Below are 25,035 nucleotides of genomic sequence, written 5' to 3'. Positions count from 1 at the left end.
CGGCCCTGTGGCAATGGGTTGGGAAGGGGGTTCGGAGGGGGGAGTCTCGCGACTCAGCGCTCGCGCATCGCCTCCTGGACGTGGGCGAGCACGGGGGAAAGCAGGTAGTCGAGGATGCGACGGCGGCCGGTCTTCACCTCCGCCGTCACCGCCATGCCGGGCGCGAGCGCGATGTCCTCGCCGTTCTCGCCCCGGATGACCATGCGGTCGAGCGCGATGCGCGCCGAGAATTTCGGCCCGTCGCGCTCGGCGGCCGGCGGCGGGGCGGCGTCGGGCGCGCCGATGCGTGCGGCGGCCCCGTCGGGCGGCAGGATGGCGTCGTGCGACACCGAGGCGACGCTGCCCGGCAGCAGCCCGTAGCGGGTGAAGGGGAAGGCGTCGATCTTGATCTCGACCGGCATGCCGGGATGGAGAAAGCCGATGTCCTTGTTGTCGACCTGGACATCGGCCACCAGGGTGCGGTTGGCCGGCACGATCACCATCAGCGGCTCCGCCGCCGTCACCACCCCGCCCACCGTGTGAACGGCCAGTTGCTGGATCACGCCGCCGACCGGTGCCGTCAGCAACTGGCGCTCGCGCCGCCGCGCCGCCTTGGTCAGCTCCTGGCGCAGGGCGGCGGCCCGCTTCTCGGCATCGGCGAGGTCGGCCATCGCCTTGCCGTCGAACTCCGCCGTCACCCGCCGCCGCTCGTCGGCCAACCCCTTCAGCGCGGCGGCGGCCTCCGCCTCGCGGTTGGCAGCGGCGACCTCGCCGAATTCGACCTCGGCCAGTTCCTTCTCCAGTTCCAGCAGGTCGAAGCGGGGACTGTAGCCGCGCTGGGACAGGTTCCGTTTCGCCTGCACCTGTTCGCGGATCAGCGGCAGGGTGGCATGCAGCCGGGCCTTCTCGGCGGCCAGCGCCGCCATCTCCGCCCGGCGCTGGCGTTCCTGGCTGCCGATGGCGTCGAGCGCCGCGTCGCGCGCCGCCAGCTGGTTGGCGAGGATCGAGCGCTGGAGCGTCACCAGGGCGGCGTCGGCGCCGGGCGCCGGATCGAAGCCGCGCCGCCCGTCCAGCGCCGCCCGCAGCCGCGCCGCCTCGGTCTCCGCCACCGCCAGCTCCCATTCGGCGCGGCCGGCGTCGGCGGCGCTGTCGGTCGGGTCCAGTTCCAGCAGGACGGCGCCCTGCTCCACCCGCTGGCCGTCGGCGACGCGGATGGCGCGGACGATGCCGGTCTCCAGCGTCTGAACCAGCTTGTTGCGGTCGCTGGAGATGATGCGCCCGCGGGTGACGGCGGTGATGTCGATATGGCCGATCCAGGCCCAGGCGACGGCGATCACCGCGAAGGCGGCGATCAGCAGCGACACCGCCCGCGCCAGCGGCGACGGCGGTGTCTCCACCGCCTCCAGCGCCGCCGGCAGGAACTCCAGCTCATGGCCGCGGCGCGGCCGGGGCTGGCGGGGCGGCGGCGGGGAAGGCGGCGAAGCCGACGCTCCCGGCGGCGGAGATGGCACCGGCGCCGCGGCTTGCCCGCCTGTCGGTTCGGCGATCTCAGGCGACACCATGCCCCGCCTCCCCCGGCGCGCCGCCGGCCTGCATCCGCCACAGCGCGGCATAGCGCCCGCCCAGCCGGATCAGCTCGTCATGGGTTCCCTGCTCGGCGATCCGCCCCTCCTCCACCGTGACGATGCGGTCGCAGCCGCGCACGGTGGACAGCCGGTGGGCGACGATCAGAACCGTGCGGTTGTCGCAGATGCGGCGCATGTTGGCCTGGATCGCCGCCTCGCTCTCGACGTCGAGCGCGCTGGTCGCCTCGTCGAAGATCAGGATGCGGGGATCGGTGGCGAGCGCGCGGGCGATGGCGACACGCTGGCGCTGGCCGCCCGACAGGCTGGCGCCGCGTTCGCCGATCACGGTGTCGTACCCCTCCGGCAGCCCAAGGATGAAACGGTCCGCCCCGGCCAGCCGCGCCGCCTCGACGATCCGCTCCATCGCCATGCCGGGATCGGCCAGCGCGATGTTGTCGCGGATGGAGCGGTTGAACAGGACATTCTCCTGTAGGACCACGCCGATCTGGCGGCGCAGCCACGCCACGTCGACCAGCGACAGATCGACGTCATCGATCAGCACCCGACCGGTTTCCGGCACATAGAGCCGCTGCACCAGCTTGGTCAGCGTGCTCTTGCCCGACCCCGACGAGCCGACGATGCCGACCGTCTCCCCCGGCTCCACCGTCAGTTCGATGCCCTGAAGGGTGGGCGAGGCGTCGGGGCGGTAGCGGAAACCGACGCGGTCGAAGCGGATGCGGCCGCGGATGGCCGGCAGCGGCAACCGGCCGGGCTTGGCCGCCGGTTCCGGCGTGGTGTTGAGGATGTCGGCCAGCCGCTCGACCGAGACCCGCGCCTGCTGGAAATCGTTCCACAGCTGGGCCAGCCGCAGCACCGGCGACGACACCCGGCCCGCCAGCATGTTGACCGCCACCAGCGCGCCGATGGTCAGGGCGCCGTCGATCACCTCCTGCGCGCCGACATAGAGCAGGGCGGCCATGGTCAGCTTGCTCACCAGCTGCACCCCCTGGCCGGCCATCACCCCGAGCGTCGAGGCGCGGAAGGCGGCGCCGACATAGGCGGCCAGCCGTTCCTCCCAATGACGGCGCATCTCCGGCTCCACCGCCATCGCCTTCAGCGTCTCGATGCCGGAGATGCTTTCGACCAGGAAGGCCTGGTTTTCCGCCCCCAGGGCGAATTTCGCCTCGAGCCGCCGGCGCAGGACCGGGGTGACGGCGAGGCTGATCACCGCGTAGACCGGCAGCGAGGCGAGCACGATCGCGGTCAGCGCCGGGCTGTACCACCACATCACCGCCAGGAACACGACGGTGAAGACCAGATCGATGACCAGGGTCAGGGCCGATCCGGTCAGGAAGTCGCGGATGCGGTCCAGCTCGCGCACGCGGGCGACATTGTCACCGACGCGGCGCGCCTGGAAATAGGGCAGCGGCAGCGCCAGCAGATGGTCGAACAGCCGCGCCCCCAGCGTCACGTCGACCCGGCTGGTGGTGTGCGAGAACAGATAGCTGCGCAACCCGCCCAGCACCGTCTCGAACAGCGACACCACGACGAGGCCGACGACCAGGACATCCAGCGTGGTCAGGCTGCGGTGGGCCAGCACCTTGTCGACCACGACCTGGAAGAACAGCGGGCTGATCAGCCCGAACACTTGCAGCATGAAGGAGGCGAGCAGGACCTCCGAGAACACCCGCCGGTATTTCAGCAGGGCCGGCACGAACCAGCCGATGCCGAACCGCACCTGCGCCAGATCCAGCCCGGCACGCCGGGCCATCAGCACCAGCTCGCCCGACCAGGCCGGCTCCACCACCGCGCGCGGCAGGGTCAGTGGACGCGGCTCCAACGGATCCTGGATCAGCACCCGGTCGCCGTCGATCCTGGCGATGATGAAGTAGCGCCCGTCACGCCGCTTGGCGATGGCCGGCAGCGGCGTGGCCGCCAGCCGGTCCCAGCGGGTGGTGACCGACCGCGCCTTCAGGCCGAAGCGCTTGGCGGCGCGCAGGATGTCCAGCGTTCCCATCGCCCGGCCGCGGACCGCCTGATCATGGCGCAACTGCTCCGGATCGGCCGGATGGCCGAGAAGGCGCAACATGACGGTGAGGCAGGATAAACCGGTGTCCGAAGTCGCACTGTCTTCTACCAGACGCGGCATTCATCATTTCCTGGATTGGACACCGACACGCTTGCTGGGTCTGAGGTTGGAACGCTTCCCAAAAAGCAACCTGGGGAGGAAAATCATGACTGGAGGTTAACGATTGGGCTCAGCCAAGCGACACAAACCTTCCACGGAAGATTAATTTTATTTCATGATCCTTTTTAGCGCATTCCACCGATTGTAATCAACTGAAAACCACCATTCTCATTAATAGCACAGCTATAATAATAATTACTTAGATCGATAAGTATTATTAAGGGAGTTTTTACCGCAATAACACCCGCGGAATGCATCGCCCTGTGGAAGGGCGAAGACATGATCGCTTCACACCAACCGCAAAAACCTTGACCGCGACACGCCGGGACCAATCGCAGCCCGTGGCACGCCTCCCCCCATGGCCTTCAAACACCAAGCCCCGCAGACGGCATCGCCTGCGGGGCTTGGTGTCTCGGGCGAAGGCCCAACGGGGACCGTCAGTGACTGTCTGAGCCGTCGTGAAGCATCAGGGCAGGTAGGCCAGCCGCAGGTTGCCCCAATGGCGACCCCGCACCAGGATCGGCGCATCGACCTCCTTCAACCGCACCGTCTGGCCGCCGCCCATGTCACGGCGGTAGGCCTGCAACAGGAAGGACCGGGTGTTGCGCGCCGCGGCAAGACCGGAGCGGTCGGCGAAGACCCGGCGATTGCGGCAATGGGCGGCGTTCCAGACCGCCTCACCCGGCCGTTGCGGTTCGGAATAGCGGGCATTGTGGGTCGGCAGATAGCCGACGGCGTTGACGGCGGCACAGAACTGGAAGCGCGGGTTGGAGGCCAGCACCGGCTCCTGGATCGCCGGGAACAGGCGGTCGGTCAGCTCGGTGAAGGGAGCGAGGCACTGTTCCGGCTCGCTGCCGGGGATGGTGGCGAGATCGGTCGAGAACAGCGCGTCCTCGCCGATGCTGCCATCGGAAAGCGCCCCGTCCAGCGCCTTCGCCAAGGCTCCAGCCGCGTCCTGCACCGTCTGGATGATGGCGGATTCCGCCGCGATCATCGCGTTGTAGAGATGCTCCAACCGGTCGGCCTGGACCGTCGACAGATCGTCGAAAGCCAGATGCAGGCCAAGGTCGCTGGTGCCGGCGACAATGGCCGGCAGGTCGCCGACCTCGCGCAGGGACACGGTCAACGGGGTCTGCTCGGGCAGCTCCGGCAGGCCCATCGGCTCCACCAGCAGCCCATCCAGCGACAGGTCGAGCAAGGTGACGGTGCGACGGTCGCCAGCCATGGTCAGGCCGATCGGCTCCTCGCAGGGGATGCGGTCGGAAACGCGGCGGTCGCCCGCCACCGACTGGCGCAAAGCGATGACGAGCCGGCGCTTCAGATCGGCGACGGCGCCCTGGGTGTCGGTCATGCGGCGCCGGACATCGGTGGCGATGCCGGTGATCTCGTCGGTCTGATCGCGGATGTGCAGGACGCTGCCCGACACCTGGGAGGCGCCACCGGCGGAGTTGCTGGCGCTGCGCCCGATCTGCGCGTTGGCGGCCGACTGTTGCTCCACCGCGGCGACGGCGGCGGCGGCGGCCTCGTCGATCTCCTCGATCACCGAGATGACGGTCTGGATCGCCGTCACGCTGCCGCCGACCGCCTGTTTCAACTGGTCGATCTGGCGGGCGATGTCCTCGGTCGCGCGCGCGGTTTGATTGGCGAGCGCCTTGACCTCGCTGGCGACGACGGCGAAGCCTTTGCCGGCTTCGCCGGCGCGGGCCGCCTCGATGGTGGCGTTGAGCGCCAGCAGGTTGGTCTGGCCGGCGATCTCGTTGATGAGGTGGGCGACCTTGGCGATCTCCTCCGTCGCGATCTCCATATGGCCGATGGCGGAGGCGGACCCGCGCGCGCTGTCCACGGCGCGCCGCGCCACCTGGCTGGAGCGCGCCGCCTGCCGGGCGATCTCCTGACCGGAGGAATTCAGTTGGTCCGTCGCGGCGGCGACCGACTGGGCGTTGGCGCTGGCCTGCTCGGAGGCGGCCGACACCACCACCGTGTTTTCGCGCACCACGCCCAACGCTTGCATCAGATGCTGGATCCCGTCGCCAGCCCGCCGGCTTGCCAGTTCCACCCCCATCCAGGTGGCGTCGAGGTCGCTTTCGATGGATTTGCAGGTTTCCAGCAGAGCCTGGCGGGTCAGCGCCTTCTGGCGCAGCTCCGTCTCGTGTTTCTCATGCATCCCGTAGGCCAGCTTCGCCTTCATGGCGTTCAGTTCCGACGCGACGCGCCGGAACTCGGGCACCCCGATGGCCGGCATCGGCTCGGTCAGGGCGCCCCCGGCGATGCGCTCGAACGTCTTCTCCAGAACCGCCAGCGGCCGGCGCACGGTGCGCAGGATCGCCCAGCCGAACAGGGCGGCCAGCAGGGCGCTCAGCAGCATCGCGGTGGCGACCTCGATCATCCGGCCCGCATACTCCTTCTCCGCCTTGTCGAATTCCTCGCGCGCGACGCGGACCTGGAGGTCGAGCAGGGCATCGGACACACGGCGCAGTTCGGCGAAGGCCGGGCGGACCGCGCCGCGCAGATGGGCGTCAAGCCCGGCCGCGTCCCTTTGCTTCGCCAACGCCAGCGCCGGTCCCATCCCCGCCTGGAGGTAGGTCCCGACCACCGGCTTGAATTTGTCGGCGAGAATGGTCTCCTCGGGCGTCAGGTAGGTCGCCAGATACTCCGTCAGCAGGCGCTGCATCTCCGTGGCGTTGCCATTGACCTCCGCCTCTACGGCGGCGAGATCGGCGGCGAGATCGGCGCCGCCGCTTCCCATCCGGAGATCGGCGGCGAGATCGGTCAGGCGTTGGCGGCTGTCGCGGGCGAGATTCTGGATCTCGCCGATCTGATAGGCGGGAACCGTGCGATCCTCATAGACGGTGCGCAAGGACTGATTGGAATGGGCCATGCCGTCGAGACCGAGCCAGCCGGCCACCAGCATCGCCAGCATCAGCAGCCCGAACACGGCGGCCAGGCGCCCCGACAGGCTGGCGCAAACAAAGGCGGCCGCACGGCCGGCACGGCTGCGGCGCACCAGCGCGCCCTGCGTCAACAGCTTCGCGGCGCGGCCGGCGCGCATGTCGGCATAGAGCGTGTCCGCCGCCGCGATCTCGTCGCGCGACGGCTTGGACCGGATGGAGATGTAGCCGGCGATGGCTCCATCCTCGACCACCGGGGTGACGTTGGCGCGCACCCAATAGAAATCGCCGCTCTTGGTCCGGTTCTTCACCAACCCTTCCCAGGGGCGACCGGCCTTGACCGTGCCCCACAGGTCGGCGAAGGCCTCCTTCGGCATGTCGGGGTGGCGGACGATGTTGTGCGGAGCACCGATCAATTCATGCTCGTCGAACCCGCTGATCTCAATGAAGGCCCGGTTCACGAAGGTGATGCGCCCGCCGGTGTCGGTGCGCGACACCAGGGGAACCCCCTCGGTCAGGTGGACTTCTCGGTCGGTGATCGGTGTGTTGACACGCATGACGCGGTTCCGTTCCAGCCAAAGGGTCGAAAAATCCGGTCGGGCATGCGGACGGAATGAAAACCGCCGGACGACCGCTGCGATCGCCCCCAGGACCGCGCCCTTCTAAGCAAGTGGCGTGCCGCATCGTTTTGTCGGTAAGCGAACAAAAGCTGGGCCTATCTGCAACAAGTGCGCGAAACCGGTCGGTGATGTTCTTTGCAAAATGCGTCTGGAAACGCGGACCGGCCCCAAACTGTTATGCGATTTGGGAAAAGATATAGTCCCTGATCATTCAGCCGCGCGACGAAACGCCGGACAGGCCATCCAGCGGAATCGCGGTGACGCTCTTGACCTCCTCCATGACGGCATAGGTGTGGGTTTCCCGGACGCCGCGGGCGGTGGACAGCAATTCGCCCAGGAACAGACGATATTCGTTCATGTCCCGCACACGGGCCTTGACCAGGTAATCGAACCCGCCGGCGACCATGTGGCATTCCATGATCTGCGGCATGCGCATGACGGTGGCCTTGAAGTCGTCGAAATTGTCGGGCGTGGTGCGATCCAGCACCACCTCGACGAAGACCAGCATCCCCGCTTCCAGCCGGTGGGGGTCGAGCAGCGCGACATAACGCTGGATGATGCCGTCGGCCTGCAGGCGCTTCACCCGCTCCAGGCAGGCGGCCGGGCTGAGGTTGATGCGGCGCGCCAGCTCGACATTGCTGAGACGCCCATCCTCCTGCAGCTCGCGCAGAATCTTGATGTCGGTGGGATCGAGACTGCGGTCCATCGGCGGCTCGGAATGCTGTTCGGTCGACGGCCGCGATCCTAGCGGAAAAAACGGAACAGCACCAAGATCGACCATGGGCGGAGCGGCGATGACCGGCCCGATCCGAAGCCCGTTCGCCTGAAGCCCCATGAAATCACCGGGCAAAACCACAGGCCGGTCCGCCGCCCTCACCCCGCCAGCGGCAGGACCACCGTCATGCGCAGGCCGCCACCCGGACGGTTTTCCGCGCGGACGCGGCCGCCGAAGGCATCGATGTTGCGCCGCACGATCCACAGGCCGATGCCGAAATGGGCCGCCCCGGCCTGATGGGCCGCCGCCTCGTCGTCCGGCATGCCGCGGCCGGGTTCGCGGTGCGAGAAATAACGCTCGAAGATGCGCTCCAGATTGGCGTGATCGACGCCCGGCCCCTCATCCTCCACCACCAGTTCGGTCCAGGACCCATTGCGGGTCAGGCGGACACTGACCGTGCCATCCGGCGGCGAGAAGCTGACGGCGTTCTCCACCAGATTCTCGACGATGGTCTCCAGCGTCTCCTCGCTGGCGCGCACGACCAGCCCGGCATCGATGCGCGAGCGCATGTGAAGGCGGCGCTCCGCCAGCAGCCCGGTATAGCCGCCGGCCATCCGCTCCACCAGCGCCGACAGGTCGACGCGGCGGCGTGACGGGGCCAGCAGGTCGGCCGCCGCCTCGTCCATGCGGCGGGCGAAGGAGACCAGGCCGTCCAGCTTGTCCAGCGATTTCTCGATCATGGCCAGGGCGCGCTGGCTGCGGGCGTTCTCCGCCGGCAGGGCGCGGCGCAGCGGCTCCACCGACTGGCGGATCACGGCGATCGGCGTCTTGAAGGCATGGGCGTTGTCTTCCGCCGCCCGGCGCAGCGACTGGGCGCTGTCACGCAGCGTCGACACCAGCCGGTCGAAATCCTCCGCCACGCCCGACAGCTCCGGCACCGTGTTGCGCGCGGCGAAGGAGGCGTCGCGGTCTTCCCGGTCGGCGCAATCCTCGCCACCGACGATGCGGCGAGCCAGATCGCCGAACCGGTTCAGGTTGCGCCAGACACCGGCCAGCACCGCCAGCACCAGGGCGGCCATCGCCAGATAGATCGCCGCCGCGGCCTGGACCGCCGGCGTGCTCCAATAGGGGCGGCCGATGGAGGAGGAGATATAGGCCTCGGTCGCGTGGCTTGTCACCAGCGCCCAGCAGCCGAAACTGGTCTTGATCGGGGTGATGGAGGACAGCACCTCCTCCCCGCCCTCGACATGGGGAACGCGCATCGCCAGCGTGGCGTTGCCGGCGCAACTCGACCCCAGGCGGTCGAGCACCCCCTGTTCCAGCAGCAGGCGCCGTTCGGCGTCGATGTCGGCGGTCGACAGGCTGGGTGCGGCGGCGACATAGAAGAAGGGTTCCGGTCCGGCCTTGGCGCCGGACGGCGTGGTCGCCGCATTGGAGGCGGCCACCCGCGGCCGCACCAGCAGCTTCAACCGCGTGCGGTCGTCGCCATAGCGGGCAAGGGCGCTACTGAGGTTGGGAAGGGCCGTGCGGTCGACGCCCAGCAATTCGGGCTCCAGCGCGCGGGCGATCAGTTCGCCCTGGCGCTGGGCGCTTTTCAGCAGAAGCTGCTGCGACGCCTCGTCGGCGCGCTGGAACTGGTCATAGAGCAGGACCGGCACCGCGATGAAGACAAGCGTCAGCAGCAGCAGGCGGCTCGCCATCGAGCGCCAGAGCCAGAGCAGGCGGGCGGACGCCCGTCGGGGCGCCCGCATGGCCAGGTCAATCGGCAGCAGCGCCATCGATCAGGATATCCTCACCCATGCCGTCGTCGTCACGGCCCTGGTTGGCCGCATTCTCCCCCTTGCCCCAGCGATAGCCGAATCCCGGATAATTCTCGATGCAGGCGAAGCCGGCATCAACCGAGCGGAACTTCTGGCGGATGCGCTTGATGAAGGCGCGGACGTTGGCGCGGTAGCCCGACGGGCCATAGCCGGCGACGAAGCCCTTGCCATGAACGAGGTCGTAAATCTCGCGATAGGAGACGTCCTCCTCCGGGCGCGTCGACATCAGCTTGACGATGTTGAACTCGGTCAGCGTCAGGTCGATGCGCTTGCCCTTCCAGAAGGCGCGGCTGTTGTCCAGGCGCAGTTCCAACTCGCCCAGGCGGTGGGTGGCGCCGCTGCCGCCGGCCTCGGCCTCCTCCGCCGTCCCCTTGATGCCGTCCAGGATCAGGCGCATGCGCTTCAGCAGGATCGACAGGCTGCGCGACTTCTCGACAAAGTCCAGCGCGCCACCGGCAAGCGCCGCCTCCTCATAGATCTGGTCGGACAGCACCGTCAGGAAGATGACCGGCGTGGCGATCCCGCGGGCGCGCATCTGGCGCAGAACGTCGATGCCGTCCAGCTTGGGCATGCGCCAGTCCAGGAGGACGATGTCGACCGATCCACCTTCGGCGAAGAAATCGAGCGCCGGTTCACCGCGGTCGAAGGTGATGACCTCGAACCCTTCGTCACCGAGGTTGAGGCTGAGCGACTCACGGAACAGGTCGTCGTCGTCCACCAGAGCGATGCGGGCAATGGTCGGTTCGGTCATTGCGGACATTCCCTTGTTCGTCTCAGCCTTACTGAAGCCCGGGGCGGACATGGCGCCCTGTGTCAGCTTGAGCGAGGAGTTGGGCGAAGCATCGGTGGTCGGCATCAGGGACATTTTGGCTGCTCTTCATGTCGTAGGAGAGGGCGCGGAAGTCCTGGGACGAGGTCATATCCATGAAGAAGAAGACCTTGAGGGTGCAATCACCCTTGGCATACCGCCAGATCTTGGCGGGATGCGCCTCCTCCCGTGCAACGGGGGACCCCAGGAGTTTGAGAGTCTGGACTTCGTCCAGCCCGACAAGGCTGTCGGGGTCGGCGTTGGGGGTTGCGGGTTGGGTGGAGGCTCCCCCCAAGGACAGGCCTCCCATGGACGGCCCTGTGGACGGCGCAACCGAGGCGTTCGCCGCCGGAAAGGCGCTGTCGGGTCCGATGGCCGCCAGCTGGGTGGAGGCCGGGGAAGAGGTGGCCGCCGGATCGCCGGTGGTGACCGGCGGACCAGGCTGTGGCATCGGCAGGGCCGGAGCCAGCGACACGGCGTCGGGACTCTTGCGGACCGGCTTTGGCTTCGGCACCGGCGGGGTCGTCTTTCGGGAGTTCGGGTTTGCCGCCGTCACGTCCGGCCCTCCCCAGCCGGGTCCAACGCTGTTGGCCGGACAACCGGCCAGCAGCAGGACCGCGACCAGCAGGCTCGCATGTCGGCCCAGGCCGGCGGCGTAGGCGCCGAACTGCGCCACATCGCGGAGGACTGCCGGCACGGTCATGGGGGCGGGCCTTTCAAATCCAAGGGAAACGGGCATAACGGCATCAACACGTGGCGACCCAATTCCATCTAGGCTCGAAGTCAACTTCGCGTTCCGGTTGGAGTTGGCCGCATCTGATGCTCCTAAACTCAATCCAGTCTGGTTAATGTTGCGTTAAAGCCACAACCCTTACCCCCATTTTGCGAAATCTCATAAATATTTTTGGCAGTTTCGTTTGATTATCGAGCGACTGCGCCGATAATCCCAAGGTTGTTTGCTCAAAAGTGGTATGAAATTCAGCCAAATCCATTGCGAGCCGACCGCTGGCGGGGTGATGGGCGCAGCGCGACAGAACGGGATGGAAATAAGGCGGAAAGATGGCCTGGTTGGGACAAGAGGATGGCGGGTGCCCGAACCATGGCGATCGCCGAAAAAACAATCGGCGGCCCCAAAAAACAATCGGCGGCGGAGCCACCCGGGTATGGCTCCGCCGCCGTTCAGCCGGACGGGCAACAGGTCATGTGACGGCACACTCTGCAAGCGGCCGTGGGTCGTTGCCGCTGGAACTCCAGCCGTGATTCCGGCCGGCTCGAAAGGCCGGTCGGCGTTGTGGGAACGCTGCGTTGTCGGCACCATTCGTCACGAGGGAAATAATGCGCCGATTGGCCTGAAACGTCAAGTTCGCGGGGCGCATAATCCGTTGATCGTTGTATTTGGCCAAGAGGTGGAAGCGTCCCTCACGCACAACCACGAGCGCGGCCCACCTTCGATGCGGTGGGGCGGTCGATGGCGTCGCTGATGAACGCGCCGGCCGCGATCAGCCTGTCCAGATCCACCCCTGTCTCGATACCCAGGCCGTCCAGCATGTAAAGCACATCCTCGCTCGCCACGTTGCCACTGGCGCCCTTGGCATAGGGGCAGCCGCCGAGCCCGGCGACCGAGCTGTCGATCACCGCCACCCCCATGTGCAGGGCGGCCAGGATGTTGGCCAGCGCCTGCCCGTAGGTGTCGTGGAAATGGACCGCGACCTTCTCCACCGGCACCCGCTCCGCCACCGCGGCGATCATCGCTTGCGCCTTGGTCGGCGTGCCGGTGCCGATGGTGTCGCCGAGCGAGATCTCGTAGCAGCCCATGGCGAACAGTCGCTCCGCCACCTCGGCCACCGCTTGCGGCGCGATCTCCCCCTCATAGGGGCAGCCGAGCACGCAGCTCACATATCCACGCACCGGCACGCCCGCCGCCTTGGCCCGCTCCATCACGGGAGCGAAACGGTCCAGGCTCTCGGCGATCGAGCAGTTGATGTTCTTTTGGCTGAAGCTTTCCGAAGCGGCACCGAACACCGCCACCTCGTCGGCCCTGGCCGCAAAGGCATCCTCCAGCCCCTTCAGGTTGGGGGTGAGGGCGGCATAACGGACGCCCGGCTTGCGGGCGATGCCGGCCAGCACCTCCGCGCTGTCGCCCATCCGCGGCACCCATTTGGGCGAGACAAAGCTGGCCGCCTCGATCACGCTCAACCCGGTGTCGGACAGGCGGTCGACCAGTTCCACCTTCACCGCCGTCGGCACCATCGATGTCTCGTTCTGGAGACCGTCGCGCGGGCCGACCTCCACCATGCGGACGAATTTCGGCAGCAGCATCGGTCAGCCCTCCGCGATGTCGAGAACCAGCAGATCGACACCTTCCGACACCTGATCACCCGCCGCGAAATTCACCGCGCTGACCGTGCCGGCGGCCGGGGCCTTGATGGTGTGCTCCATCTTCATGGCTTCCAGCAACATCAGCGGCGCGCCGGCCTCCACATTCTGGCCCGGCTCGACCAGAACGCGGACCACGGTGCCCGGCATCGGGGCGGTCAGGCGGCCGGAGCCGCCCTCCTGCTCCGCCGCGCGGGCACTGGGGTCGTCCAGCGTCAGCCGGGAGACCGCGCCGTCGATCAGCACGGTGATGTCGAGCCCCTGCCGCACCACCGTCGCGCGGGTGCGCATGCCGTCCAGCGTGGCGGTCAGCAGCCCGTCGGCGAGGCTGACCCCGGTGACCGGCATCGGCTTGCCGCCATCCACCACGACCTCGTAGCCATCCGCCCGGAAATGGAGCGTCACCTCGCGCGCGGCATCGCCGTCCATCAGGCGCAAATCGTAATGGTTCTCCTCGTTCAGCCGCCAGCCATTGGCGAGCAGCCAGGGCGAATACCGATCCGACCGGGCGCGCAGGGCGGCCTGGGCCTCCTCCCGGCGCGTCAGCAGCACCGACAGGGATGCCGCGGCCAGCGCCTTGTCGGCCACCGGGGCCGGCGGCGGCAGCAGGTCGGCGCGGTGACGCTCGATGAAACCGGTATCGATCTCCACCGCCTTGAAGGCGGGATGGCCGGCGATGGCGCCGAGGAAGCCGACATTGGTGGTGACACCGACCACCTCATAGTCGGCCAGCGCCACCCGCAGACGGCGCAGCGCGCTGTCGCGGTCCTCGTCCCAGACGATCAGCTTGGCGATCATCGGGTCGTAATGCATCGTCACCGAATCGCCCTGGCGCACGCCGGTATCGACGCGGACATGATCGTTCTCCACCGGCGGACTGAGGCGGACCAGCTTGCCGATGGCGGGCAGGAAATCGCGCTGCGGATCTTCCGCGTACAGCCGCGCCTCGAAGGCATGACCCTTGCGCGTCAGCTGGTCCTGACGCAGCGGCAGCTCCGCCCCGGCGGCCACCCGCAATTGCCATTCGACCAGATCGAGGCCGGTGATCTTCTCCGTCACCGGATGCTCGACCTGTAGGCGGGTGTTCATCTCGATGAAGTAGAAGCCGCCATCCTCATAGAGGAACTCGACGGTGCCGGCGCCGACATAGTTCACCGCCTTGGCGGCGGCCACCGCCGCCTCGCCCATGCGGCGGCGGAGGTCGTCGGGCAGGTTCGGGGCCGGCGCCTCCTCGATCACCTTCTGGTGGCGGCGCTGGACCGAGCAGTCGCGCTCGAACAGATAGACGCCGTTGCCGTGGCCGTCGCAGAAGACCTGGATTTCGACATGGCGCGGCCGGCCGAGATATTTCTCCAGCAGCAGGCTGTCGTCGCCGAAGGCGGCCTTGGCCTCGCGCTGGGCGCCGGCCACCGCGTCGGCCAGTTCGGACGCGGCGCGCACCACGCGCATGCCCTTGCCGCCGCCGCCGGCCGACGCCTTGACCAGCACCGGATAGCCGATGCGCCCGGCCGCCGCCGACAGGGTGGCGAAGTCCTGGTCGGTGCCGTGATAGCCCGGCACCAGCGGCACGTCGGCGTTCGCCATCAGCCGCTTGGATTCGGCCTTGGAGCCCATGACGCGGATCGCCTCGATCGGCGGGCCGATGAAAATGACATCAGCCTCCGCGCAGGCCGCCGCGAAGCCGGCATTCTCCGACAGGAAGCCGTAGCCGGGATGGATGGCCTGGGCACCGGTGCGCTTCGCCACGTCGAGGATGACGTCGCCGCGCAGATAGCTTTCGCCGACCGGGGCCGGGCCGATGCGGACGGCCTCGTCGGCCATCTGGACATGCATGGCGTGCGCGTCGGCGTCGGAATGGACGGCGACGGTCCTGATGCCCAGGCGGCGGGCGGTGCGGATGACCCGGCAGGCGATTTCGCCGCGGTTGGCGATCAGGATCTTGTCGAACATGGCCATTTGGGGCATCGGTTCAGCTCCGCCAGGACGGGGTGCGTTTGTCGAGGAAGGCGCCGACACCCTCCTTGCCTTCGGCGCTGGCGCGCTGGCGGGCGATGCGCTCCGCCGTGTCGCGCATCACCTCTTCGGTCAGCGGCCGGCGGGCGACGGCGCGGATCAGCTCCTTGGCGGCGGTGACCGCCGTGGGGGCGCTGTCCATCAGGGTCCTCACCGTCCTCGCCACCGCCTCCTCCAGCCCGCCGGCATTGGTCAGCTCATGCAGCAGGCCGATGCGGTGGGCCTCCGCCGCGCCGAAGCGCTCGCCGGTCAGGAAATAGCGGCGGCAGGCGCGCTCGCCGATGGCGGCGATGACATAGGGGCTGATGGCGGCGGGGATGATGCCCAGCCGCACCTCCGACAGGGCGAAGGTCGCGGTCTCGACGCCGATGGCGATGTCGCAGGCCGACACCAGCCCGACGCCGCCGCCGAAGGCCGGACCCTGCACCACGGCGACCGTCGGCTTCGGGCATTCGTCCAGCGTGCGCAGCATGGTGGCGAGGCCCAGGGCGTCGGCCAGATTCTCCGCGTGGGAATAGCCGGCCATCCTCTTCATCCAGGACAGATCCGCCCCGGCCGAAAAGCTCTTGCCCACCCCACGCAACAGAACGACGCGCACCGCCGGATCCTCGCCCAGCCGGCGGAAGGCGGATGTCAGGTCGGCGATGACCTGTTCGTTGAAGGCGTTGTGCACGTCGCCGCGGTTCATGGTGACGGTGGCGACGCCGGTGTCGGCGATGTCGATCAAGATGTCGCTCATGCTCGCCCCCCTCACATCCGGAAGACGCCGAAGGGCGTCTTCGGCACCGGCGCGTTCAGCGAGGCCGACAGGCCGAGGCCCAGCACCATGCGGGTGTCGGCCGGGTCGATGATTCCGTCGTCCCACAGCCGGGCGCTGGCGTAATAGGCGTGGCTCTCGCGCTCGAACTGGGCGCGGATGGGGGCCTTCAACGCCTCCTCCTCCTCGGCCGACCAGGGCTTGCCCTGGGCCTCCATGGCGTCGCGCTTGACCTGGGCCAGCACGCCGGCCGCCTGCTCGCCGCCCATGACCGAGATGCGGGCGTTCGGCCACATCCACAGGAAGCGCGGGCTGTAGGCACGTCCGCACATGCCGTAATTGCCGGCGCCATAGCTGCCGCCGATGATGACGGTGAATTTCGGCACCTTGGCGCAGGCGACCGCGGTGACCAGCTTGGCGCCGTCCTTGGCGATGCCGCCGGCCTCGTATTTCCGGCCGACCATGAAGCCGGTGACGTTCTGGAGGAACACCAGCGGGATGCGGCGCTGGCAGCACAGCTCGACGAAATGGGCGCCCTTCAGGGCCGATTCGCTGAACAGGATGCCGTTGTTGGCGATGATGCCGACGGGATAGCCGAAGATGTGGGCGAAGCCGGTCACCAGCGTCGTGCCGTAGAGCGGCTTGAACTCGTCGAAGCGCGAGCCGTCGACCACCCGCGCGATCACCTCGCGCACGTCGAAGGGCTTGCGGGCGTCGCTGGGGATGACGCCATACAGCTCGCGCGGATCGAAGGCCGGCTCCTCCGGCTCGCGCAGGTCGAGGTCGATGTGCTTGGCGCGGTTCAGGTTCGACACCACCCGGCGCGCCAGCGCCAGCGCATGGGCGTCGTTCATCGCGTAATGGTCGGTGACGCCCGAGGTGCGGGAATGAACGTCGGCACCGCCGAGATCCTCGGCCGACACCACCTCGCCGGTCGCCGCCTTCACCAGCGGCGGGCCGCCGAGGAAGATGGTGCCCTGGTTGCGGACGATGATCGCCTCGTCCGACATCGCCGGGACATAGGCGCCGCCGGCGGTGCAGCTTCCCATCACCACGGCGATCTGGGGAATGCCCTCGGCCGACATGGTGGCCTGGTTGTAGAAGATGCGGCCGAAATGATCGCGGTCGGGAAAGACCTCATCCTGGTTCGGCAGGTTGGCGCCGCCGCTGTCGACCAGATAGATGCAGGGCAGATTGTTCGCTTGCGCGATCTCCTGCGCCCGCAGATGCTTCTTGACCGTCAGCGGGTAATAGGTGCCGCCCTTCACCGTCGCGTCGTTGGCGACGATCATGCACTCCTGCCCGGCGACGCTTCCGATACCGGCGATGATGCCGGCCGACGGGATGTCCTCTGCATAGACGCCGTCGGCGGCCAGTTGCGACAGCTCCAGGAAGGGCGAGCCGACATCGAGCAGTTGGCGGATGCGCTCGCGCGGCAGCAGCTTGCCACGGGCGAGATGCTTGTCGCGCGCCTTCGCCCCGCCGCCCTGCTGGATGGCGGCGACCTTCCGGCGCAGATCGTCGACCAGGGCCCGCATGGCGTCGGCGTTGGCCTGGAACTCGGCGGAGCGCGCGTTGAGGGCGCTCTTCAGGACGGTCATGCCGTCTTCCTCCCGGTTTGGCGATTTTGGTTTTGGCGGTCTTGATTACCGGACAAGAGCGCGGCTGATGACGAGCCGCTGGATGTCGCTGGTGCCCTCGTAGATCTGGCAGACCCGGACGTCGCGATAGATGCGCTCGACCGGGAAGTCGTTGAGATAGCCGTAGCCGCCATGGATCTGGATGGCGTCGGAACAGACCTTCTCCGCCATCTCGGACGCGAACAGCTTGGCCATCGCCGCCTCCTTCATGCAGGGCACCCCGGCATCGCGCAGGCTCGCGGCATGGAGCACCAGTTGGCGGGCGGCTTCCACCTTTGTGGCCATGTCGGCGAGACGGAAGGCGACGGCCTGATGCTGGATGATCGGCACGCCCATGCTCTGGCGCTCCTGGGCGTAGCGGACGGCGTGGTCCAGCGCGGCGCGCGCCATGCCGACCGCCTGCGAGGCGATGCCGATGCGTCCGCCTTCCAGATTCGCCAGCGCCACCTTGTAGCCCGCCCCTTCGGCCCCGAGCATCAGGTCGCCGGGAACCCGGCAGTCCTCGAAGAGGATCTGGCAGGTGTCGGAACAGTGCTGGCCCAGCTTCTCCTCGGTCCGCGCCACCTGGTAGCCCGGCGTGTCGGTCGGCACGATGAAGGCGCTGAGCCCCTTCTTGCCGGCGGCCGGGTCGGTCACCGCGAAGACGATGGCGACGTCCGCCTGCGAGCCCGAGGTGATGAACTGCTTGGTGCCGTCCAGAACCCAGTGGTCGCCATCCCGGCGGGCGCGGGTCCTGATCGCCGAGGCGTCGGATCCGGCCTGCGGTTCGGTCAGGCAGAAGGCGCCCAGCATTTCGCCGCGCGCCATCGGCTTCAGGAAACGGTCCTTCTGGGCGTCCGTCCCGAACTTCAGGATCGGCATGCAGCCGACCGAGTTGTGGACGCTCATGATGGTGGAGACCGCACCGTCACCGGCGGCGATCTCCTCGATGGCGAGCGCGTAGGCGACATGGTCGGTGGCCGCACCGCCGAATTCCTCCGGCACCAGCATGCCCATCAGGCCGAGCTCGCCCATCTCGGCAAGCTCGGCCTTGGGGAAGGCGCCGCTGCGGTCGCGCCAGGCGGCAGAAGGGGCGAGCCGGTCCTGCGCGAAGGCGCGGGCCATGTCGCGGACCATGGTCTGTTCTTCGGTCAGGTGCATGCTGCTCCTCCCTGGTCGTTATTGCCCTCTCCCGGGGCGGGAGAGGGAGTGTCTCACACCCGCTCCACCGCGAGCGCCGTCGCCTCGCCGCCACCGATGCAGAGCGACGCGACACCCCGCTTCAGGTCGTACTTCTCCAGCCCCGCCAGCAGCGTGACGATGATGCGCGCGCCCGAGGCGCCGATGGGATGGCCGAGCGCGCAGGCGCCGCCATGGACATTCACCTTGTCGTGCGGCAGATCCAGATCGCGCATCGCCGCCATGGTCACCACGGCGAACGCCTCGTTGATCTCGAACAGATCGACGTCGCCGGCCGACCAGCCCACCTTGTCGAACAGCGTCCTCATCGCGCCAACCGGCGCTGTGGTGAACAAAGCCGGCTGCTGGGCGTGATTGGCGTGGCCCTTGATCTCGGCGATCACGCGCAAGCCGCGGCGGTCCGCCTCGCTCCGGGTGGTGACGATCAGCGCCGCACCGCCGTCCGAAATCGACGAGGCGTTGGCCGCCGTCACCGTGCCATCCTTGGCGAAGGCCGGCTTCAGCGTCGGAATCTTCTTGGGATCGCCCTTGCCCGGCTGCTCGTCGGTGTCGACCAGCACGTCCCCTTTACGCCCCTTGACCAACACCGGCGCGATCTCCGCCTTGAAGGAGCCGTCCTCCACCGCCTTGCGGGCGCGGTTCAGGCTTTCGATGGCGAAATCGTCCTGCGCCTCGCGGGTGAAGCCGTAGCTGGTCGCGCATTCCTCGGCGAAGCTGCCCATCAGACGGCCCTTGTCATAGGCATCCTCCAGCCCATCGAAGAACATGTGGTCCAGCACCTTGCCGTGACCCATGCGGTAGCCGGCGCGGGCACGGTCCAGCAGATAGGGGGCGTTCGACATGCTCTCCATGCCGCCGGCCACCACCACCCTGGCCGAGCCGGCCTTGATCGCGTCATGGGCGAACATCACCGCCCGCATGCCCGAGCCGCAGACCTTGGAGATGGTGGTGCAGCCCACCCCCTTCGGCAGCCCGGCGCCCAGCGCGGCCTGGCGTGCCGGCGCCTGGCCGAGACCGGCCGACAGCACGTTGCCCATGAAGACCTCGTCCACCGCGTCTCCGGCCAAGCCGGCGCGCTCCAGCGCCGCCTGGATCGCGACGGCGCCCAGTTGCGGGCCGGTCAGGCCCATGAGGTCACCCTGGAAGCCGCCCATCGGCGTGCGGACGGCGGCGGCGATGACGATGCTGTCGGTCATGGTGATCGGTTCCCTTTCCCTCGATGCCCTATTCTTCGCCCGAACGCCTCAGGCCGTCTCTTTGAACAGCTCGCGCCCGATCAGCATGCGGCGGATCTCGCTGGTGCCCGCGCCGATCTCGTACAGCTTGGCGTCGCGCAGCAGGCGGCCGGTGGGGTATTCGTTGATGTAGCCGTTGCCCCCCAGCGTTTGAATGGCCTCCAGCGCCATCCAGGTCGCCTTTTCCGCCGAATAGAGGATGGCGGCGGCGGCGTCCTTGCGGGTGGTCTCGCCACGGTCGCAGGCCTTGGCGACGGTGTACACATAGGCCTTGGCCGCGTTCATGACGGTGTACATGTCGGCGATCTTGCCCTGCATCAGCTGGAACTCGCCGATGGGCTGGCCGAACTGCTTGCGGTCATGGACATAGGGGATCACCACGTCCATGCAGGCCTGCATGATGCCGAGCGGACCGCCGGCCAGCACCGCGCGCTCGTAATCAAGCCCCGACATCAGCACATTCACGCCGCGGCCGACGCCGCCCAGGATGTTCTCCTCCGGCACCTCGCAATCCTCGAACACCAGCTCGCCGGTGTTGGAGCCGCGCATGCCCAGCTTGTCGAGCTTCTGCGCCACCGAGAAGCCCTTGAAGCCCTTCTCCACCAGGAAGGCGGTGATGCCGCGCGGGCCGGCGGCGAGATCGGTCTTGGCGTAGATCACCAGCGTGTCGGCGTCGGGGCCGTTGGTGATCCACATCTTGGTGCCGTTCAGGACGTAACGGTCACCCCTCTTCTCCGCCCGCAGCTTCATCGACACCACGTCGGACCCGGCGTTCGGCTCCGACATCGCCAGCGCACCGATATGCTCGCCGGAGATCAGCTTGGGCAGATAGCGGCGCTTCTGCTCCTCATTGCCATTCTTGCGGATCTGGTTGACGCAGAGGTTGGAGTGCGCGCCGTAGCTCAAGCCCACCGAGGCCGAGGCGCGCGACACCTCCTCCATCGCCACGACATGCTCCAGATAGCCCATGCCGGCGCCGCCATACTCCTCCTCGACCGTGACGCCGAGAATGCCGAGGTCGCCCATCCGGCGCCACAGCTCGTTGGGGAACTCGTTGGAGCGGTCGATCTCGGCGGCGCGGGGGGCGATCTCGGCATCGGCGAAGGCGCGGACCGAATCGCGCAGCATGTCGGCGGCCTCGCCAAGGTCGAAATTCAGGCCCGGATACTGGTTGGACGCCATGGCGTATCGCTCCCCTGGGAAATCATCAGCTCTTTGACCATACGTTACCGTATGGCTGAGTGCGTGGCAAGGGGCAAGGCGTCGGCGGCTGGAAATCCATGTCCATTCAGGGGATTGGCTTCCCGACCATTTCGGTGGATTCCATTCCGCATCGTGGAAGGATCGCGAAAAAGGCAGAGATCTCAACGCAGCCATGCAGCCGGACCGACGGGTGCGGCACTGTCGCGCTTTGACGATGCTGCACTGCGGTGCTAGATACTGGATACGGTATACACAATAATATTACGCTCCCCTGGGAGCGCCGAAGGAGCCTCCGAGAGATGATCCGCGTACCGCGCCCGAACATGGACGGGTTCACCATGGCCCTGGTGGCGACCGTCGGGTTGGCAAGCCTGCTGCCGGTCCAGGGACAATCCGCCGAAGCCGTGCGCTGGCTGGGAGAGGGCGCCATCGCGCTGCTGTTCTTCCTCCACGGCGCCCGCCTGCCGCGGGAGGAGGTGGTGGCCGGCCTGGCGCATTGGCGTCTGCATCTGCTGATCTTCTGCCTGACCTTCGTCGCCTTCCCGCTGATCGGCTGGGCGGTGGTCGAGACGCTGCCGCCCAGCCTGTTGCCGCCGGCCGTGGCGATCGGCGTGCAGTTCCTCTGCCTGCTGCCCTCCACCGTGCAATCCTCCATCGCCTTCACCTCGATGGCGCGCGGCAATGTCGCGGCGGCGGTGTGCTGCTCCACCCTGTCCAACATCTCCGGCATCCTGATGACGCCGTTGCTGGTGGCGCTGTTCCTGAAGGTGCAGGGCTCGGCGCTGTCGCTGGACACGTTGCAGACCATCGCGGCGCAGCTGCTGCTGCCCTTCGTCGCCGGGCAGCTGCTGCGGCGCTGGATCGGCGCCTGGGCGGCACGGCACAAGACGATGCTGAAATTCACCGACCGCGGGTCGATCCTGCTGGTGGTCTATCTCGCCTTCAGCGAGGCGGTGGTGAACGGCCTGTGGCACCAGATCCCGCCGGCCGCGCTCGGCATGGTGGTGCTGATCGACGCCGGCATCCTGGCGGTCTTCCTGATCGGCACGATGCTGCTGAGCCGGCGCCTGGGCTTCTCCCGCGCCGACGAGGCGGTGATCGTCTTCTGCGGGTCGAAGAAGTCGCTGGTCAGCGGCGTGCCGATGGCCGGCGTGTTGTTCGCCCCCGCCACCGCCGGGCTGGTGCTGCTGCCGGTGATGGTGTTCCACCAGATCCAGCTGATGGTCGGGGCCGTCCTCGCCCGCCGCTATGCCGACGAGGGGGAGGCGCGGGACGTCCTGCCGGCGACCTCGTAACCTTCCCCGGCCACCACCCCTTATTCCCCGTCCTCGGCGAATTCGCCGGTGGCGGCCATGATGGCGATGCGGAGCTGGTCGGCCTTGGCGGGGCCGGCGACCAGCTCCAGCAGGCGCAGGGCGTAGAACAGATTGACCTCCGCAGTCTCGGCGCCGTCCGGATCGCCGGCCGTCCGGGGATATCGGGCCAGCAATGCATGGGCGCGCGCGAACAGCTCCCGCTCCATCGAGGCCAGCATGTCCTTCAACGCTCCTTGCAGGCCGAGCGCGTCGGCCAGCCCCTCGCAGCGCCGCAGCGCACGGGCATGGTCCTCCGCCACGGTCTGGCTGTTCTCGTCGACGGGCACCGGGCGCCCGCCATCGGGCGGTTCGGCGACGGCGGTCAGGATGCCTCGCGGCGCGGTGTCGAGCACGGAGCCCGACAGCATGCTCCGCACCGCCAGCTTCACCGCATCCAACCGCGCGCGATAGACCGGATCGGCCAGAACATCCGTGGCCATGGCGGCGGTGTCGACGCCGGCGACCAGCCGTTCGGCGATGCCGACCGCCTCATCCGGCCGGAAGGCGATGCCGGCATCGTTGGTTCCGGTCGCAAGGCCGTGGCGGCGACCGTCCAGCCGGGCGCTCCGCTCCTCCAGATTGGCGACCACCAGCCCGCCGAGTTGGGCGAAGATCGCCGGCCGCTCCCGCCGGGCCTTGCCCAGGTCGATGCCGCCGACCACCGCCAGCAGGTCCGTCGGGTTGGCCAGCCGCGAGGCGGCGACCAGCAGCAGGTGATGGACCAGACCGGGGGATTGCCGTGCCACCGCCTGGGCCGCCTGCTCGATGGCGGCGACATGCCGGTCCTCCAGTACCGGCAGCGGCTTGGGAGCCAGCGCATCCTTCAGCGCTTCAATCGTCAGGCCGATTTCCAGGAGGCCGGCGACATCCAGAGCCTGCCGCCGCAGCCCTTCATCGCCATGCAACGGTTGCCGGGCCGGCTGGCCGGAGCCACCCTGCTCCGCAGCACCCCCGACGGCCGCCTGAATGGCTTGCTCGGCCATCGGCCACAACCGGCGCCCGATGTTGCGCAGCGCGTTGAGGTTCCCGGCCGCGGTTTCCTGAACCTGGCGGTCGAGCTGATCGATCAGGGCGCCGTCACCGCACTCCGTCACCAGACGCCAGACCGGATCGATCACCCGCCGTTCGATGCGTCCCGGCGGCACCTCGACCCCGTCGGCGCCGTCCAGCAGATCCTCGAACGGCATGCACAGCACGCGCTTCAAGGTCGGGCGGCGGTTGGGCCGCACCTGGACCAGCCGCGGGCGGATGGCGGCGAAGGTCTGGCGTACGTCGGGATGGTCGCGCACCCGCTCCAGCAGACGGACCACCTCGATGAATTTCTCCTCGGGAATGTCGAACAGCCGGCTTTCCAGCCCCGGCAGACGATCGGCGTCACCCCCGGCCCGGCCCGTGCCGTTCGGCCTCGCCGTCATGGCGCCCGCGCCTTGACCGCCTCGATCCGGCGGATGGCGTCGATGTCCATCTGGCCGGTGCGCCAGTCCTCCAGCAGGCGGACGGACCGGCGATGCGCCTGCTCGACCCGCTTGGATTCCCCGATCAGATCGCGGCTGGCCTCCCGCCTGGGCAACAGCGGCAGGATGCGGAACAGGTCGTTGACGGTGGCCGCCTGCCGCCGGCGATCCTCCGCCTGCGCCACCTCCCACGCTCCGGTGATGTGGCTCCAGCCATCCAGCAGCCAAGCCATGCGGGCGGCCTGACCGCGCACGCGGATGAAGGCGTCGTCCCAGTCGCGCATCAGCGGGCCGATCGCCTCGATCCGGCGATGGAAATCGCCAAGAACCGCCTCGCCGAGGGTAATGGTGTGCTGCGCCACCTCGGCGCAGAACGCCGCCACCGGGGCGGCATCGTCCGGCGCCTCGCCCGCCCAGGCGGTCATTCCGTCCCGGAAGCTCCTCAGGTCGTTCAACCCGCGCGTCAGCCGGCCGGGCCTCGGCGACCGCTCCAACCCGACGGGAGCGGTGACCGCGGCGATGTCGGCCAGCCGGGCGAAGAGCAGCGTGGCATCCATCCTCAGACTTTCCGCCGCGCGCGTCATCAACTGCCGGGTCAGCCGCCGTCCCTCTTCGGTATCGATACCCGTCCTCAGCATCTCCGGCGATTCCAGCCCGACCGCCTTCAGGATCGACAGGATCAGCAGGTAATGGGTGAGGGTGCCCTGCTCCTCATCCTCGCCCAGGGCGCGGCGGGCGGCCTGCGCCGCCTGCGGCCCGGCCAGCCCGCGCCGCGCCGCCTTCAGCGTCGCCCGGCGGATGTCATGCGGGGAACAATCCTCCTCCCGCAGGATCAGGTCGTGCAGGTAGCGGTCGTGCATGGTCATCGACACCATCTCGGGTACCGCCTTCCAGGCGACGACATAGATGCCCGTGCCCTGCGACAGGCTGGGAATCAGCACTTCCAGCTTCGACCGCTCGCCACGGCGCACGCGGGTCTGGGACAGCAGCGGCGTGGTGAAGGCCACCGCGGCTCCCCGCTCCTCGAAGGTGGACGGCACATATTCGATCGCACCCTTCAACATGATCGCCGTTCCGGAGTCGCCTGGTTCATTTCCCGTGGTTGCATCGATCCGATCAGCCGCAACCAACAACTCGGAATATTACATGACTGTAAGAGGCGCGATGGCGACCAATTTGTCTTCAATTGTAGCGCGGTGCGACGGGCTGTCGCATGCCGTGACAGATCTCACGGGCATCT

17 protein-coding genes are annotated in these 25,035 nt (G+C 68.1%); 1 reads left to right on the top strand and 16 read right to left on the bottom strand.

What is annotated here, in order from left to right:
- Positions 1-53 precede the first annotated feature (53 nt).
- From AZL_RS16635 to AZL_RS16570, 14 genes are all read right to left on the bottom strand, one after another.
- Positions 54-1,541, bottom strand: coding sequence for an HlyD family type I secretion periplasmic adaptor subunit (locus tag AZL_RS16635; RefSeq protein ID WP_042444098.1), 1,488 nt, complete (start codon positions 1,539-1,541; stop codon positions 54-56).
- The gene (locus tag AZL_RS16630) at positions 1,528-3,693 is read right to left on the bottom strand and encodes a type I secretion system permease/ATPase (protein ID WP_012975662.1); all 2,166 of its coding nucleotides are present in this window, start codon (positions 3,691-3,693) and stop codon (positions 1,528-1,530) included. Before AZL_RS16630 ends, AZL_RS16635 begins: the two co-directional genes overlap by 14 nt.
- A gap of 505 nt (positions 3,694-4,198) precedes the next feature.
- Entirely contained in the window at positions 4,199-7,177 is a 2,979-nt protein-coding gene (locus tag AZL_RS16625; RefSeq protein ID WP_012975661.1) for a methyl-accepting chemotaxis protein, read from the bottom strand.
- Between the two features lie 274 nt (positions 7,178-7,451).
- On the bottom strand, positions 7,452-7,946 hold the full coding sequence (locus AZL_RS16620; RefSeq protein ID WP_012975660.1) for an Lrp/AsnC ligand binding domain-containing protein: 495 nt from the start codon (positions 7,944-7,946) through the stop codon (positions 7,452-7,454).
- Positions 7,947-8,113: 167 nt separating this feature from the next.
- The gene (locus AZL_RS16615) at positions 8,114-9,733 is read right to left on the bottom strand and encodes a sensor histidine kinase (RefSeq protein WP_042444096.1); all 1,620 of its coding nucleotides are present in this window, start codon (positions 9,731-9,733) and stop codon (positions 8,114-8,116) included.
- The gene (locus tag AZL_RS16610; protein WP_012975658.1) at positions 9,714-10,526 is read right to left on the bottom strand and encodes a response regulator transcription factor; all 813 of its coding nucleotides are present in this window, start codon (positions 10,524-10,526) and stop codon (positions 9,714-9,716) included. The genes AZL_RS16615 and AZL_RS16610 overlap by 20 nt, the downstream gene beginning before the upstream one ends.
- A 28-nt stretch (positions 10,527-10,554) precedes the next feature.
- Positions 10,555-11,286, bottom strand: coding sequence for a hypothetical protein (locus AZL_RS16605; RefSeq protein WP_148219449.1), 732 nt, complete (start codon positions 11,284-11,286; stop codon positions 10,555-10,557).
- 716 nt (positions 11,287-12,002) lie between these two features.
- Positions 12,003-12,902 (bottom strand): hydroxymethylglutaryl-CoA lyase, encoded by a 900-nt coding sequence (locus tag AZL_RS16600; RefSeq protein WP_012975656.1) that lies wholly within the window; start codon positions 12,900-12,902, stop codon positions 12,003-12,005.
- Between the two features lie 3 nt (positions 12,903-12,905).
- Positions 12,906-14,909 carry an acetyl/propionyl/methylcrotonyl-CoA carboxylase subunit alpha gene (locus AZL_RS16595; RefSeq protein WP_012975655.1) on the bottom strand — a complete coding sequence of 668 codons (2,004 nt, stop codon included), beginning with the start codon at positions 14,907-14,909 and terminating at the stop codon, positions 12,906-12,908.
- A gap of 19 nt (positions 14,910-14,928) precedes the next feature.
- Positions 14,929-15,711 (bottom strand): enoyl-CoA hydratase/isomerase family protein, encoded by a 783-nt coding sequence (locus AZL_RS16590; protein WP_042444094.1) that lies wholly within the window; start codon positions 15,709-15,711, stop codon positions 14,929-14,931.
- An 11-nt stretch (positions 15,712-15,722) separates the two neighbouring features.
- Positions 15,723-17,330 carry a carboxyl transferase domain-containing protein gene (locus AZL_RS16585; protein WP_012975653.1) on the bottom strand — a complete coding sequence of 536 codons (1,608 nt, stop codon included), beginning with the start codon at positions 17,328-17,330 and terminating at the stop codon, positions 15,723-15,725.
- A gap of 45 nt (positions 17,331-17,375) precedes the next feature.
- The gene (locus tag AZL_RS16580; protein ID WP_012975652.1) at positions 17,376-18,509 is read right to left on the bottom strand and encodes an acyl-CoA dehydrogenase; all 1,134 of its coding nucleotides are present in this window, start codon (positions 18,507-18,509) and stop codon (positions 17,376-17,378) included.
- A 53-nt stretch (positions 18,510-18,562) separates the two neighbouring features.
- A complete protein-coding gene (locus AZL_RS16575) occupies positions 18,563-19,744 on the bottom strand; it encodes an acetyl-CoA C-acyltransferase (RefSeq protein WP_012975651.1) in 1,182 nt (393 codons plus the stop codon).
- Positions 19,745-19,792: 48 nt separating this feature from the next.
- A complete protein-coding gene (locus AZL_RS16570) occupies positions 19,793-20,965 on the bottom strand; it encodes an isovaleryl-CoA dehydrogenase (protein WP_012975650.1) in 1,173 nt (390 codons plus the stop codon).
- 323 nt (positions 20,966-21,288) lie between these two features.
- Here AZL_RS16570 and AZL_RS16565 point away from each other — a divergent pair, with 323 nt between their 5' ends.
- Entirely contained in the window at positions 21,289-22,281 is a 993-nt protein-coding gene (locus AZL_RS16565; RefSeq protein WP_371304240.1) for a bile acid:sodium symporter family protein, read from the top strand.
- Between the two features lie 20 nt (positions 22,282-22,301).
- On the opposite strand, the gene AZL_RS16560 is transcribed toward AZL_RS16565, so the two are convergent.
- Together AZL_RS16560 and AZL_RS16555 are read right to left on the bottom strand one after the other, a co-directional pair.
- Entirely contained in the window at positions 22,302-23,756 is a 1,455-nt protein-coding gene (locus AZL_RS16560) for a hypothetical protein (protein WP_012975648.1), read from the bottom strand.
- Positions 23,753-24,859, bottom strand: a complete 1,107-nt coding sequence (locus AZL_RS16555) for a hypothetical protein (RefSeq protein WP_012975647.1) — start codon at positions 24,857-24,859, stop codon at positions 23,753-23,755. Before AZL_RS16555 ends, AZL_RS16560 begins: the two co-directional genes overlap by 4 nt.
- Between the last annotated feature and the right edge of the window lie 176 nt (positions 24,860-25,035).

The organism is Azospirillum sp. B510 (genome assembly GCF_000010725.1).
Taxonomy (GTDB): Bacteria; Pseudomonadota; Alphaproteobacteria; order Azospirillales; family Azospirillaceae; genus Azospirillum; species Azospirillum lipoferum_B.
This window is presented reverse-complemented; position numbering and strand designations above follow the sequence as displayed.